Source organism: Mycobacterium sp. E3339 (assembly GCF_001666915.1).
GTDB lineage: Bacteria > Actinomycetota > Actinomycetes > Mycobacteriales > Mycobacteriaceae > Mycobacterium.
Genome location: NZ_LZIZ01000210.1, coordinates 1 through 13,337 on the forward strand (window position 1 = coordinate 1; position 13,337 = coordinate 13,337).

The 13,337-nt window shown below is 67.8% G+C and carries 13 protein-coding genes, 1 tRNA gene and 1 pseudogene; 6 read left to right on the forward strand and 9 right to left on the reverse strand.

All coding sequences use genetic code 11. The annotated features are described in order from the left end of the window. Positions 1–204: pseudogene (locus A5702_RS19115) on the reverse strand (MCE-family protein MCE1A); the annotation flags it as partial. Between the two features lie 190 nt (positions 205–394). Here A5702_RS19115 and A5702_RS19120 point away from each other — a divergent pair. Next, entirely contained in the window at positions 395–883 is a 489-nt protein-coding gene (locus A5702_RS19120) for a glutathione peroxidase (RefSeq protein WP_067897772.1), read from the forward strand. 19 nt (positions 884–902) lie between these two features. Here A5702_RS19120 and A5702_RS19125 read toward each other — a convergent pair whose 3' ends face one another. Both A5702_RS19125 and A5702_RS19130 read right to left on the reverse strand, forming a co-directional pair. Further along, positions 903–1,091 carry an ANTAR domain-containing protein gene (locus A5702_RS19125; protein WP_068222756.1) on the reverse strand — a complete coding sequence of 63 codons (189 nt, stop codon included), beginning with the start codon at positions 1,089–1,091 and terminating at the stop codon, positions 903–905. 192 nt (positions 1,092–1,283) lie between these two features. Beyond that, a complete protein-coding gene (locus tag A5702_RS19130) occupies positions 1,284–1,841 on the reverse strand; it encodes a TetR/AcrR family transcriptional regulator (protein WP_231633711.1) in 558 nt (185 codons plus the stop codon). 127 nt (positions 1,842–1,968) lie between these two features. Between A5702_RS19130 and A5702_RS25860 the strand changes: the two genes are divergently transcribed. Together A5702_RS25860 and A5702_RS19135 are read left to right on the forward strand one after the other, a co-directional pair. Further along, positions 1,969–2,232, forward strand: coding sequence for a hypothetical protein (locus A5702_RS25860; protein WP_231965099.1), 264 nt, complete (start codon positions 1,969–1,971; stop codon positions 2,230–2,232). A gap of 130 nt (positions 2,233–2,362) precedes the next feature. Beyond that, on the forward strand, positions 2,363–3,595 hold the full coding sequence (locus tag A5702_RS19135; RefSeq protein WP_082956127.1) for a cytochrome P450: 1,233 nt from the start codon (positions 2,363–2,365) through the stop codon (positions 3,593–3,595). 55 nt (positions 3,596–3,650) lie between these two features. Here the strand turns inward: A5702_RS19135 and A5702_RS19140 are convergent. The 4 genes from A5702_RS19140 to A5702_RS19155 all read right to left on the reverse strand — a co-directional run bounded on the left by A5702_RS19140 (position 3,651) and on the right by A5702_RS19155 (position 5,791). After that, positions 3,651–3,727, reverse strand: a tRNA-Met gene (locus A5702_RS19140). Between the two features lie 138 nt (positions 3,728–3,865). Next, positions 3,866–4,402, reverse strand: coding sequence for a cupin domain-containing protein (locus tag A5702_RS19145; RefSeq protein WP_055398969.1), 537 nt, complete (start codon positions 4,400–4,402; stop codon positions 3,866–3,868). Between the two features lie 20 nt (positions 4,403–4,422). Continuing rightward, positions 4,423–5,121 carry a nitroreductase family protein gene (locus A5702_RS19150; protein WP_067820361.1) on the reverse strand — a complete coding sequence of 233 codons (699 nt, stop codon included), beginning with the start codon at positions 5,119–5,121 and terminating at the stop codon, positions 4,423–4,425. A 19-nt stretch (positions 5,122–5,140) separates the two neighbouring features. Continuing rightward, positions 5,141–5,791 (reverse strand): HD domain-containing protein, encoded by a 651-nt coding sequence (locus A5702_RS19155; RefSeq protein WP_068222762.1) that lies wholly within the window; start codon positions 5,789–5,791, stop codon positions 5,141–5,143. A gap of 109 nt (positions 5,792–5,900) precedes the next feature. On the opposite strand from A5702_RS19155, the gene A5702_RS19160 reads away from it, so the two are divergent. Beyond that, positions 5,901–6,872, forward strand: a complete 972-nt coding sequence (locus A5702_RS19160; RefSeq protein WP_231965100.1) for a GlxA family transcriptional regulator — start codon at positions 5,901–5,903, stop codon at positions 6,870–6,872. 3 nt (positions 6,873–6,875) lie between these two features. Here A5702_RS19160 and A5702_RS19165 read toward each other — a convergent pair whose 3' ends face one another. Both A5702_RS19165 and A5702_RS19170 read right to left on the reverse strand, forming a co-directional pair. After that, a complete protein-coding gene (locus A5702_RS19165) occupies positions 6,876–9,857 on the reverse strand; it encodes a UPF0182 family protein (RefSeq protein WP_055398976.1) in 2,982 nt (993 codons plus the stop codon). A gap of 74 nt (positions 9,858–9,931) precedes the next feature. Continuing rightward, on the reverse strand, positions 9,932–10,954 hold the full coding sequence (locus tag A5702_RS19170) for a PDZ domain-containing protein (RefSeq protein ID WP_067820371.1): 1,023 nt from the start codon (positions 10,952–10,954) through the stop codon (positions 9,932–9,934). Positions 10,955–11,031: 77 nt separating this feature from the next. Between A5702_RS19170 and A5702_RS19175 the strand changes: the two genes are divergently transcribed. Continuing rightward, complete coding sequence (locus A5702_RS19175; protein WP_197506633.1) at positions 11,032–12,402, forward strand: zinc-dependent metalloprotease; 1,371 nt, start codon at positions 11,032–11,034, stop codon at positions 12,400–12,402. A 36-nt stretch (positions 12,403–12,438) separates the two neighbouring features. Next, complete coding sequence (locus A5702_RS19180; protein WP_068222768.1) at positions 12,439–13,284, forward strand: cyclodehydratase; 846 nt, start codon at positions 12,439–12,441, stop codon at positions 13,282–13,284. The last annotated feature ends 53 nt before the right edge of the window (positions 13,285–13,337 follow it).

The window sequence follows — 13,337 nt, forward strand, 5'->3', positions numbered from 1 at the left end:
GCCGATCTCCACGCCGTTGTAGGTGACCTTCGAGCCCGGATCCATCACCAGGCCCGCCCGCGACGCCAGCATCGTCAACTTCGTCTTCGCGGTGAAGCCGCCGCGGAATTGCACGTACACCAGGGTGAAGATGATCGCCAAGATCAGCAGCACGGCAACGGCGATCCACCGGTACGGCGGGAGTCGCTGGGAGTTGACCTGCACCGGGGAAGACGTCGTCAACAGCGCCCCTCACCTCTGGGCCGCATCCCAGTGCTGCGGCGGACTTTCCCCTCCGGGGGGCTCTGCACACACATGCAATAACGAAGCCCACAAAATGTACCTTGGGCGGTCGGCGTCGTGCGAACCGGCGTTCGCAGAATTGGCGGTGGCGCAGTGCGTTAGCGTCATCGGCGTGACTGTCAAAGACATCTCCCTCACCACCCTCGACGGCCGGCCGACCACGCTGGCCGAACTGTCCGACGGTGCGACGCTGGTGGTCAACGTGGCCTCCAAGTGCGGCCTGACGCCGCAATACACGGCGCTGGAAAAACTCGCCGAGGACTATCGCGACCGCGGCCTGACCGTCGTCGGCGTGCCCTGCAACCAGTTCATGGGGCAGGAACCGGGCACGGCCGAGGAGATTCGGGAGTTCTGTTCGACCACTTACGGGGTGACGTTTCCGCTGCTGGCGAAGACCGATGTGAACGGCGATGACCGCCACCCGCTGTATGCCGAGCTGACGAAGGCCGCCGACTCCGCTGGGCAGGCGGGCGACATTCAGTGGAACTTCGAGAAGTTCCTCATCTCCCCCGGCGGTGAGGTGGTCCAGCGCTTCCGGCCCCGCACCGAGCCCGACGCCCCCGAGGTCATCAGCGCCATCGAGGCCGTGCTGCCCCGGTAGGCGTGAATACGGCCGGTGCTCACGGCCCAGACGCGCTGTTTTCGGCGGCGACGACAGGCGCCAATCGTTCGATCACCGTATGGGCGACCGAATCGATCGACCGGCATTGCTGCTCGGACACCCTGATCAGTAGCGCGTGAGCCTCGCTGGCAGCGAGCTCGTATCGCCGCCTCAGCACCATTTCGGCCCGGTCGATGATGTCGCCCATACCTGTCCCTCGGATTCTTGACGCTACGAAGTCGGCTAGCTCGAAGTTCCCCCGTTAGACGTACGTCAAACAACGAAATCTTGCTTTTTTTCGCCAGCCGGGTTGGTCACTGACCAACCAGCAGACGGCAAGTACAGATTTCCCAGCGAATCTGCCTTCGGGCGGCATGAAAACGGCCCGGGTCGCGTTCGCTCACTTACCTGTCGAGATGCCGCGCATCACCGTGTCTATCAGTCCGTAGTAGCGTTCGGTCGTTTCCTCCGCCGATGCAGTAACGCTGAGCGTGCGGTAGAGCGTGGCCCCGATCAGCGCGTCGGCGGCGGCTTCGACGTCGGCGTCCCGCCGTATCTGGCCCTTCGAAATCCCGACGCGTAACCGGTCCGACACGGCATCGTGGAAACGGCTGGTGAGTTGCCGATACAGGGTGTCGCGGTCGCTCAGGTCTTCGGCAGCGGCTGCCGCAAGAGAGCGCACGAGTGCGACGTTCTCGGCAGTCGAACCGACCTCGGCGTAGGCGCGCATCCACGTTCTCAAGTCCTCGACCGTGTCTCCCGTATCGGGAAGCGTGAAGTCGGTCTGGTCGTAAGCCCGCATGACCGCCTCGGTTACCAGGGGGGCTTTCGACGGCCAACGTCGATACACAGATTGGACGGCCACGCCCGCGATCGCGGCGACCTTGTCCATCGAGACACCCCTGTAGCCGGCTTCGACGAGGAGCGAGCGGGTGGCATCCAGGATCGCCTCGTGCACGGCCGCGCTCCGCGGTCGTCCCCGCCGGGATTGGCTCACACGGTGAACCTAGAGCACTGCTGCGGCGCCGCGCCTAGGCAACGGCGCGCCGATGTGTCACCATTTACGAGAATAATTTTCTCGTAATGTGGCGGTGCCGAAGGAGAACGACACCTCGATGGCGGACGTCGACACGCGTAGCGCACTCGGCCTGATAACCATCTTGATGGGGCTGGCGCACTTCCTCGTTCCGCGGATCTTCGACCCGTTCAACGCCTCGGTTTCCCCGGCCGCGCTCGCGCGTTCACCTACCTCCACGGCGCGATCGAAACAACGATCGGGGTCTTGCTGCTGCGCGCGCGCACGCGTCGACCATCCACCGTCGTATCCGCTTGCTACCTCACGTATCTGACGATCAGCATCCTTCGGACCCAACTTCGCACGCGGCGCGGCCAGCGATCCGGTTAGGAGCCGAGGTGCCTATCAGCGAAGCCGCCCGCCAGGCGACCGATGCCCTCAGACCGGTCGTTAGCACCGTGCGGATGAACGTTGCGGCCGCCGTCCGCACCCGCCACCGCGGACACGACGGGTGGATTGGTGCGGTCAACACCGACTACGACCCGCAGGACCCGGCCACCGCCGCGAACCCGTTCGACGCGTACCGCGCCCTGCACCGAACCGGCCGCGTCCATTACAACCCCCGGCGCGCCACCTTCATCGTCAGCCGCCTTGGCGACGTGCGGGCCGCGTTGCGCGACACCGACCGGGTCACGAGCACCCAAGGGGTCACGCGCCTGCGCATGTCCGCTCCGTTGGCGGTGCTCACCGACGGCGAGGAACACACCCGGCTGCGCAAACAAGTCCAGCCGGGATTCAGCAAGGGCGCGATGAAGTCCTGGCAGGAGATGACCGAGACGCTGGCCATCGACCTTGTCACGGACGTGATGAGCGGCCCCGGCTGCGACGTCGTAAAGCGCTTGGCGATACCGATGCCGATACGCCTGATCGCCCAGATCCTCGGAGTGCCCGACTCCGACGTCGGCGATTTTCGACGGTGGTCGCAACGCGCCGTGGGCGTCATGGAGCTGACGCCCACCCTCTCGGGCGTCGTCGACGCGACGAAGTCGATGTCGGCGATGATGGCGTTACTGCGGTATTTCGCAAAGCAATTCGCCGCGGGCGGACTCAAGGGGTCCGACACCGTGCTCGGCCGGCTCATCGAGCACAACACCGACGGCAGCCTCACCGACCGTCAACTACTGCTGATCGCGATCCATCTACTCATCGCCGGTAATGAGACGACGACCAATCTCCTTGGCGGCATGTTCGACACGCTGGCCCATCACCCCGATCAGTACGAATTGATCCGCACGCAGCCCGATCTCATCCCGCTGGCCGTCGAGGAGCAGCTTCGCTTCACGAGCCCCATCCAGAATCTCTACCGCTACACCCGCGCCGACTATCGGATCGGTGATGTCACCATTCCCAACGGTTCACGCATCCTGCTGTCGTTCGGCGCGGCCAACCGTGACCCCACCGCGTTCGACGATCCCGATGAGTATCGCGCCGACCGTGACCCGCGCACGCACGTCGCCTTTGGCTACGGCGCACACATGTGCCTGGGCGCAGCGCTGGCGCGCATGGAGGCCCAAGCGGTCCTGCGTCACCTCGTCACCCGCGTCGCCCGAATCACTCCGGCGGGTCCGACGCAGTGGTCGCGTCACAGCTCGCTACGCGGACCGACTCGGCTGCCGATCCGCCTGGACCCCGCCTGAGGTTTTGTTGGGCACGAAAACGGCCCCCGGAGCATCGTCCGGGGGCCGTTTCACTTGGTAGCGGGGACAGGATTCGAACCTGCGACCTCTGGGTTATGAGCCCAGCGAGCTACCGAGCTGCTCCACCCCGCGTTGGTGAATGCCAGGTTACCGAACCGGCGTCACGGCGACCAAATCGCGGGCTCAGCGGGGTTCGCGCGCCGAGATTGCCGCCATGGTCGTGGGTCGGCGGCCGACCACAGCCGTGATGGCAATCTCGGCGACCGCAGTTCAGTGTGACGGCGGGTTCAGCCCGTAGCGCCGGGCGATGTCGTCCATCCAGTCGGGCGACCCGTACGTCAGGCCGTACTTGTCGGCGAGTTCGCCGAACTCCGGCAACTCGTGCAGGACCTTGCCGACCGGGTCGTCGGCGTGCTCGACGAGCAACTCCCCGAGCTCGCGGAAATAGTTTTCGAACCCGCCCGGGGTGATCACCTCGATGATGCGGCCCGGCTCGCTGCCCGCGTTCCACATCGCGTGCATCTGCCCGCGCGGCTTGGTGATGTAGCCGCCGGGACCCAGCACCACCTCGCTGTCGTCGGAGCGGAAGCCGATCTCGCCCGCCAGCACGATCGAGTGCTCGTCCTCGCGGGTGTGCCGGTGCGCCGCGGTGAGGAGACCGACGGCGAAGGGGTGCTCGACGATGGACACCTCGCCCCCGTTTGTCTTGCTGGTCAGCTTGAACACCGCCCCGAAACCGGGGAGGGCGACGTACTCGCCCTCCCCGGGCTGCACCACGGTGACGCCGATTTCGTTGCGCTCGGTCATGTGACTCACTCCTCGGCCCGTCATCCCGCCGCGGCCAGGTCCGCCACTTCGTGCGGCGGCCACAGCGGCTGCGGCACCTCGACTCCGAATGGCTTGCCCCAGCCGTTGCGGGACGAAACCTCGTGCACGGGGCGCCGATTGGCCGCCACGCCCCACTTGCCCCGCGGGTAGCCGAGGGTCAGCATGGCCGACATCTTCCAGCCCTGCTCGGCGGGCACGCCCAGCAACTCGTTGACCTCGTCGGTGAAATTGCGGAGCACCATCGTCATCACCCCGCCGACGCCCTCGGCGCGGGCGGCGAGCAGCGCGCTCCAGATCGCCGGGTAGATGTTGGCGCCGCCCAGGTCGTCGATGGCGTAGACGAAGAGCAACAGCGGGATCTCTTCGAAATGGTCGGCCAGGTAATTCCCCGAACCCTGCATCCGGCGCATCGTTTCCGCGTGCTGCGCCGGATCGGCACCGGGGGCCGTCGCCACCATGGGTCCCGCTCCCGCGCTGAACTTCTCGTACTCGATGGCGCGGGCCCGCCGGAACAGGTCGGCGAACTTGCCGATGAGTTCGCGGTCGTCGACGGCCACGAAGTGCCACCGCTGGGTGTTGCCCCCGTTCGGGGCGCGCACGGCCGCGTCGAGGATGCGGGCCTGGGTTTCCAGCGGGATCGGGTCCGGCCGCAGCCGGCGCATCATCCTGGTGGTGTAGAGCGCCTCGTGAATGTCCATTTCTTTCGCTCCTCTCCGGTTATTCGGGCCAGCTGTTGTTGAGGATCTTGTCGACGAAGTCGACACGCTCGAAGGTGGGATCGAAGTGCGCCAGCACGTCGGCGTTCATGGTGCCGGCCGTGGTGTGCGGGCGGTGCTTCATGCCGTCGTTGAACGCCGCCAGGATGCGCCGCTTGAACTGCGGGCGCGGATGGGCGGCGGTCACCGCGGCGAGCGCCTCGGGGGCCACGTCGTCGCGGCCGATGCCGACCACGTCGACCTCGACCCCGGCTTGGAGCAGGGCGACCTCCGGCGCCATGAACTCGGGCACCCCCGGGGTGGTGTGCAGGGCGATGCCGAGCCACACCTTGTCGGCGTCGGCCTTGTCGACGCCGCGCGCGGTCAGAAAGTCGCGGGCCGCGTCGGCGCCGTCGACCTCGAAGCGGACGGTCGACGTGCGGTAGCGCTCGGTGAGCCCGAGGTCGTGGAACATCGCGCCGACGTAGAGCAGCTCCAGGTCGGGCTGCAGCCCACGGCGCCTGCCCTGCAGCGCGCCGAAGAGGAACACCCGGCGCGAGTGGTGGAACAGCAGGTCGTCCTCGGCGTCGCGAATGAACTCGGTGGCCTCGCGCACCAGCGCCGAGTCGGGGATGCGGATGCCGCCGATGCTTTCGATGGAGCTGGTGGTCATGTTCTCGTCTCCTTTTTCCGGTGACCGTGCACTCAGTCTGCGGCCGGACGCGCCGGCCGAGCGTGGGCGTTCGAGCCGTCCTCTCCACAGAAAGCGACACAATGTCCTCGTGGCCGAAACCGGAGCGCGTTCGCGGGTGGTGGTGATCGTCGTCTTCGACGACGTGACGCTGTTGGACGTCGCCGGGACCGGCGAGGTGTTCGTCAAAGCCAACCGGTTCGGAGCCGACTACCGGCTCAAGATCGCGTCGGTGGACGGCCGGGATGTCACCACGTCGATCGGCAGTCGGCTGGGTGTCACCGACCGGATTTCGTCGATCGAATCCGCGGATACCGTTCTGGTGGCCGGCAGCGACCACCTGCCCCGGCGGCCAGTGGATCCCGCGCTCGTCGAGGCCGTCAGGTCGATAGCGGCGCGATCCCGGCGGACGGCATCCATTTGCACGGGGTCGTTCATCCTCGCGCAGGCCGGCCTGCTCAGCGGCCGGCGCGCCACCACGCACTGGAACGAGACCCGGCTGTTGGCCCGGGCCTTTCGAGATGTCACCGTCGATCCCGACGCGATCTTCGTCCGCGACGGCGACGTGTTCACCTCGGCCGGGATCTCGTCCGGCATCGACCTGGCGCTGGCGCTGGTCGAAATGGATTACGGGACCGAACTGGTCCGCAACGTGGCCCGGTGGCTGGTGGTCTACCTCAAACGCGCTGGGGGCCAATCACAGTTCTCGGTGTTGGTGGAGGCCGATCCGCCGCCGCAGTCGCCGCTGCGCGCGGTCATCGACGCGGTCGCGGCCGACCCGGCCGCGAACCACAGCGTGAAATCCCTTGCGGCCCGGGCGTCGCTGAGCACCCGCCAGCTGACCCGGCTCTTCCAATCCGAGCTGGGCATGACCCCGGCCCGCTACGTCGAGCTCGTTCGAATCGACTTCGCCCGTGGCGCATTGGAATCCGGCCGGTCCGTCAGCGAGACCGCGGGCATGGCCGGCTTCGGCAGCATCGAGACCTTGCGGCGGGTGTTCGTCAACCACCTGGGCATCAGCCCCAAGGCCTATCGGGAACGATTCCGAACGGCCTTCGCGTGAAAACTACTTGGTGTTGTTGTACTTGGTGATCGCGTCGTCCAACCGCTGCAGCGCGGCGCCGTAGCCGGCGAAGTCGCCCTTCTTCTGGGCGTCCTTGGCCGCGCCGAGCGCGGCCTGAATCTCTTGCAGGGCAGCCGATTTGGCCGGGGAAAGGGTGACCGATCCGTCCGGCACCGGCGGAACCGCCGTCGGCGGCGGCGATCCGGGAGGGCTGGCAGGCACGGGCGGAGTCACCGGTGGGGGCGCCTGGGGGTTGCCGGCGTCGGTGGGTTGGATACCCGTCGCGGCCGCGCCCGCACCGGGACCGAACAGGCCGGTCAGCGCGTCGCGCACCGTGGGCCCGTAGCCGATCTTGTCGTTGTACATCATCGCGACCCGGATCAGCCGCGGGTACGACGAGGCGGCGTCGCTGGCCCCCGGCGAGGCGTAGACGGGTTCGACGTACAGCAGGCCGCCCTGGCCCACCGGCAGGGTGAGCAGGTTGCCCCAGCGGATCCGGTTCTGGTTGTCGCGCCCGATCACGCCGAGGTCCTGGGAAACCGCCGGGTCGGTGGTGATGGCGTTGTTGGCCAGCTTGGGCCCGTTGACCTGGCCGGGGATGGTCAGCACGGTGATCCGCCCGTATGTCGCGGGGTCCGAGCTGGCGCTGATGTAGGCGGCCAGGTAGTCACGCTTGAACCGGTTCATCGCGCTCGTCAGCTGATATGACGACGAATTATCGTTTTTGGCAATGTTTTTCGCGACGATGTAATAGGGCGGCTGATAGCTGCTGGCCGTCGGGTTCGGGTCCAGCGGCACGTCCCAGAAGTCCGACGTGGAGAAGAACGTCACCGGATCGTTGACGTGATACTTGGCCAGCAGCATCCGCTGCACCTTGAACAGGTCTTCGGGGTAGCGCAGATGCTCGGCGAGTTCGGGGGTGATGTCGCTCTTCGGCTTGACCGTGCCGGGGAAGACCTGCATCCACGCCTTGAGCACCGGGTCCTGCTCGTCCTGCTGGTACAGCGTGACGGTGCCGTCGTAGGCGTCCACCGTGGCCTTGACCGAGTTGCGGATGTAGGAGACCTGCTTGTCGGGGGCCAGCTTGTTGAACGCCACCTCGTTGGAGTCGGCGGTGGCCGATTCCAGGGAGGTCAGCTCGGAGTAGGGGTAGTTGTCCAGGGTGGTGTAGCCGTCGATGATCCACACCAGGCGCTTGTTGACGATCGCGGGGTACACGGAGCTGTCGGTGGTCAGCCACGGCGCCACCGCCTCCACCCGCCGGGCCGGGTCGCGGTTGAACAGGATGCGACTGTTGGAGCCGATCACGTTGGAGAACAGGAAGTTTCGCTCGGCGAACTTGGCGGCGAACACGCTGCGGGACAACCAGTCCCCGACGGGCACTCCCCCGAGGCCGGTGTAGGTGTAGTTCTTGGTGTCGGAGCTGGTCTCGTAGTCGTATTCGCGGTCGGCGCCGTTGCGCCCGACGATCGCGTAGTCGGCGGACGTGCTGGAGATCACCGGCCCGTAGTAGATGCGCGGCTGCTCCAGCGGCGCCGGGCCGTCGGACACCACGTTGCCGTTGGCGCCGACGACGTTGACCAAAAATTCGGGATAGCCGCCGTTCTGGTTGGGGTCGTTGGCGACGCCGCGCACCGTGTTGGCCGGCGACGCGATGAACCCGTTGCCGTGCGTGTAGACGCTGTGCCGGTTGATCCAGTCCCGCTGGTTTTCGATCAGCCGGTCGGGGTTGAGTTCGCGGGCCGCGACGACGTAGTCGCGCAGCGAGCCGTTGCGGTCCAGGTACCGGTCGATGGACAGCTGGTCGGGGAAGTAGTAGAAGTTCTTGCCCTGCTGGAACTGGGTGAACGCCGGGCTGACGATGGTCGGGTCGAGCAGCCGGATGTTGGAGGTGGTGGCCCGGTCGTCGGCCACCTGCTGCGCGGTGGCCTGCGTGTCGCCGGCGTAGGTGCGATAGGTGACCACGTCCGACGTCAGGCCGTACGCCTGCCGCGTCGCGGTGATGCTGCGGCCGATGTATTCGCTTTCCTTCTGCGCGGCATTGGGTTTGACGCTGATCTGCTCGACGATCAACGGCCAGCCGGCACCCACGATCAACGACGACAGCAGTAGCAGCACCAGGCCGATGGCCGGAATCCGCAAGTCGCGCAGCACGATAGCGGAGAACACGGCGGCCGCACAGATAATCGCGATCGCCATCAGGATCAGCTTGGCCGGCAGCACCGCGTTGATGTCGGTGTACCCGGCGCCGGTGAACGGCTTTCCGCCGCGGGTGTGCGACAGCAACTCGTAGCGGTCCAGCCAGTACGCGAGCGCCTTGAGCAGCACCAACACCCCCACGACGGTGACCAGCTGGATCCGCGCGGAGCGGCTCAGCGCGCCGGTGCGCCCGGACAGCCGGATGCCGCCAAAGATGTAGTGCGCCAACAGGTTGGCCAAAAACGCCAGGAACACCGCCACGAACAGGTAGCTGAGCAGCAGCCGGTAGAACGGCAGCTCGAACGCGTAGAAGCCGAGGTCCTTGCCGAACTGCGGATCCCGGATGCCGAAGTCGCCGCCGTGCATGAACAGCTGGATGCGCACCCAGTAGCTTTGCGCGATGATGCCGGCCAGCAGGCCGATCGCGACCGGCACCCCGATGGCCACCAGCCGCAGCCGGGACAGCACGACGGTGCGGTACCGGGCGACCGGATCGTTGTCGTTGCTCGGCACGAAGACCGGGCGGGTGCGGTAGGCCACCGCGAGACCGGCGAACACGATGCCGCCCACCAGCAGACCGGCCACCAAAAAGACCACGAACCGGGTGACCAGCACGGTGGTGAAAACCGAGCGGTAGCCGAGCTCGCCGAACCACAGCCAGTCCACGTACGCGTCGATCAGCCGCGGACCGGCCAGCAGCAAAGCGATCACACCCAGCGCGATCAGGATCAGAATCCGGCTACGCCGAGTCAGCTTCGGCATCCGTGCGGTGGGCCGCATCCCCACTGGCTACGCTCCCTGCTCGATTGATCGACGGTGACAACTCTACGCACCGGGCGACGTGCGATCCCGGCCACGCTTCAGCAGCTCGGCGGCTGGCCCCCCGACGTGATCGCATGCAGCGCGTCGACCGCCTGGCCGAGCGTCTCCACCTTCACCAGGCGCATCCCGGACGGGTTGTCCGAGTTCGCCTCGTAGCAGTTCTTGGCCGGTACCAGGAAGATGGTCGCCCCCGCCGCGTGCGCGGCGACCATCTTGTGCGTGATGCCGCCGATCTGGCCCACCTTCCCATCGGCGGAAATGGTGCCGGTCCCGGCGATGAACTTCGACCCGGTCAGGTCCCCGGTGGTCAGCTTGTCGACCACCGCCAGGCTGAACATCAGGCCGGCGGACGGGCCGCCCACGTTGGCGAGGTTGAAATCCACGACGAACGGCGCCCAGGGCGCGGTGAGCACGGCGACGCCGAGGAAGCCGTAGTCGCGATCCTTGTTCGCGCCCAGCGTAATTTGCGCGACGCCGGCCGGCTCGTTCTTGCGGCGGTAGTCGATGGTCACCGTCTGGCCGGGTTTGGTGCTCTTCAGCAATCCGGTGAACTGGTCGACGTCGGCGACCGGGGTGCCGTTGACCGCGTCGATGGCGTCGCCGTCCTTCAGCTTGCCCGCCGAGGGGCCCGGGTCGGTGACCTTGGCGACCGTGACCGCGGCCGGGTACTTCAGGTAGCCCAGGGCGGCGTACGCGGCGCTGTCCTCGGACTCCTTGAAGTCGGCGTTGTTGGCCTTGTCGACCTCGTCGCGCGACTTGCCGGGCGGATAGATCAGGTCGCGCGGTACCAGCTGTTCCTGCCCCGAAAGCCACAGCGTCAGCGCCTCGCCCAGCGTCAGCTCGTCCCGCTGGGACACCGTGGTCATGTTGAGGTGCCCGGTGGTCGGATGCGTCGCGGTGCCCTCGATCGCCACCACCTGCTTGCCGTCGACCTCGCCGAGCGTGTCGAAGGTGGGCCCGGGGCCCAGCGACACGAACGGCACGGTCACCACCGCCAGCAACACGCCGAAGACCAGGATCGGCACCAGCGCGACCATCAAGGTCAGAATCCGCCTGTTCACGCCGATCAGACTAGACGGAGCCCGCTGCGCCCGATTCAGCCACAAGCTGACCCGAGAGCGCCCGTCCCGTTATTGCGGTGAGTACCGTTGACGGTATGGCTGACCTGCCTTTCGGCTTCTCCTCCGGGGAAGACCCCGACAAACCCGGGAAGAAAGATCCCAATTCGGGCTCTGGCGGCTCCGATCCGCTCGGCGCATTCGGCATGGGCGGCGAGTTCGGCATGGGCGACCTGGGACAGATCTTCACCCAGCTGGGTCAGATGTTCTCCAGCGCGGGCGCGGGAATGGGCGGCGGCCAATCCTCGGGGCCCGTCAACTACGAGCTGGCCCGCCGGGTGGCCACGAACTCGATCGGCTTCGTCGCGCCGATCCCGTCGACGACGAACTCGGCGATCGCCGACGCGGTCCACCTCGCCGAGACCTGGCTGGACGGCGCCACGGCGCTGCCCGCCGGCACCAGCAAGGCGGTGGGATGGACCCCGGCCGACTGGGTCGACAACAGCCTGCAGACCTGGAAGCGGCTGTGTGACCCGATGGCCCAACAGATTTCGACGGTGTGGGCGTCGTCGTTGCCCGAGGAAGCCAAGAGCATGGCCGGCCCGCTGATGGCGATGATGTCGCAGATGGGCGGGATGGCCTTCGGCTCCCAGCTGGGCCAGGCGCTCGGCCGGTTGTCCCGGGAGGTGCTGACGTCGACGGACATCGGTCTTCCGTTGGGGCCCAAGGGAATTGCCGCCATCCTGCCCGACGCCGTGGAGTCGTTCGCCGCCGGCCTCGAGCAGCCCCGCAGCGAGATCTTGACGTTCCTGGCGGCCCGCGAGGCCGCCCACCACCGGCTGTTCAGCCACGTGCCGTGGCTGTCGAGCCAGCTGTTGGGCGCGGTGGAGGCCTACGCGATGGGCATGCAGATCGACATCAGCGGGATCGAGGAGCTGGCCCGCGATTTCAACCCGGCGACGCTGTCGGACCCGGCGGCGATCGAAAACCTGTTGGGCCAAGGAGTTTTCGAGCCCAAGGCCACGCCGGCACAGACACAGGCGCTGGAGCGCCTCGAGACGCTGCTCGCGTTGATCGAGGGCTGGGTGCAGGTGGTGGTGACCGCCGCCCTGGGCGACCGGATCCCGGGCGCGGCCGCGCTGAGCGAGACGCTGCGCCGCCGCCGCGCCACCGGCGGCCCGGCCGAGCAGACGTTCGCGACGCTGGTGGGCCTGGAGCTGCGGCCCCGCAAGATGCGCGAAGCGGCCGCGCTGTGGGAGCGCCTCACCGAGGCCGCCGGCGTGGACGCCCGCGACGCCATCTGGCAACACCCCGATCTGCTGCCCGCCGCAGAGGACCTCGACGAGCCGGCCGGCTTCATCGACCGGGTGATCGGCGGCGACACCAGCGGCATCGACGAGGCGATCGCCAAACTCGAGGAGGACCCCGGCGCGGGTCCTGTGGATAACTGATCGGGGCGGTCACCGCCCGCGTGCCAGAGTGCACCCGTGCCCGCGGCCACCCTTTCCACCTACGCGCTGGACCCGGCCATGCCGGTGCTGCTGCGGCCCGACGGTGCCGTGCAGGTCGGCTGGGATCCCCGCCGGGCCGTGCTGGTGCGCCCGCCGGGCGGCCTGGCCGCGGCGGAGCTGGCCGCGCTGCTGCGGACCATGCGGTCCCCGACACCGCTGCCCGAGTTGCAGCGGCGGGCCGCCGACCGCGGCTTGCGGGACGCCGAGGGGCTCACCGGCCTGATCACCCAGCTGGTCGGCGCGGGGGTCGCCACCCAATGCGCGACGTCGGGGGGTCGGGCGCCGTCCATCCGGATCCACGGCCGGGGCCCGCTCTCGGAGCTGCTCGTCGGGGCGTTGCGCCGCTCGGGCGCCCGGATCGCCCACAGCAGCCAACCGCACGCCGCCGTGTCCGGCGCCGCCGTCGACCTGGTGGTGCTGTCGGACTACCTGATCGCCGATCCCCGCATGGTCCGCGACCTGCACACCCAGGGTGTCCCCCACCTGCCGGTGCGCGTCCGCGACGGCGTCGGGCTGGTCGGACCGCTCGTCATCCCCGGCACGACCAGCTGTCTGGGCTGCGCCGACCTGCATCGTCGTGACCGGGACGCGGCGTGGCCGGTCATCTCGGCGCAGCTGCGGGAAACCGTCGGCGTCGCCGACCGGGCCACGCTGCTGGGGACGGCCGCGCTGGCGCTCAGCCAGGTCAATCGGGTGATCGCCGCGGTGCGCAAACAGGATGCGGTGCCGCCCCAAACCCTCAACGCCACCCTGGAATTCGATCTCAACGCAGGTGCGATCGTGGCGCGGCAGTGGACCCGGCACCCGCTGTGCTCGTGTTGACGTGGGGCGCTAGCCGCGCCGAGCCCAGTCGCGCCGGCGAGCGGTGTTGCGAA

Excerpts from the sequence above, each read along its gene's own strand:
- A5702_RS19145 (WP_055398969.1), bottom strand. The coding sequence starts at position 4,402 with ATGACCGAGCGCAACGAAATCGGCGTCACCGTGGTGCAGCCCGGGGAG.
- A5702_RS19155 (WP_068222762.1), bottom strand. The coding sequence starts at position 5,791 with ATGACCACCAGCTCCATCGAAAGCATCGGCGGCATCCGCATCCCCGAC.
- A5702_RS19150 (WP_067820361.1), bottom strand. The coding sequence starts at position 5,121 with ATGGACATTCACGAGGCGCTCTACACCACCAGGATGATGCGCCGGCTG.
- A5702_RS19125 (WP_068222756.1), bottom strand. The coding sequence starts at position 1,091 with ATGGGCGACATCATCGACCGGGCCGAAATGGTGCTGAGGCGGCGATAC.
- A5702_RS19135 (WP_082956127.1), top strand. The coding sequence starts at position 2,363 with ATGAACGTTGCGGCCGCCGTCCGCACCCGCCACCGCGGACACGACGGG.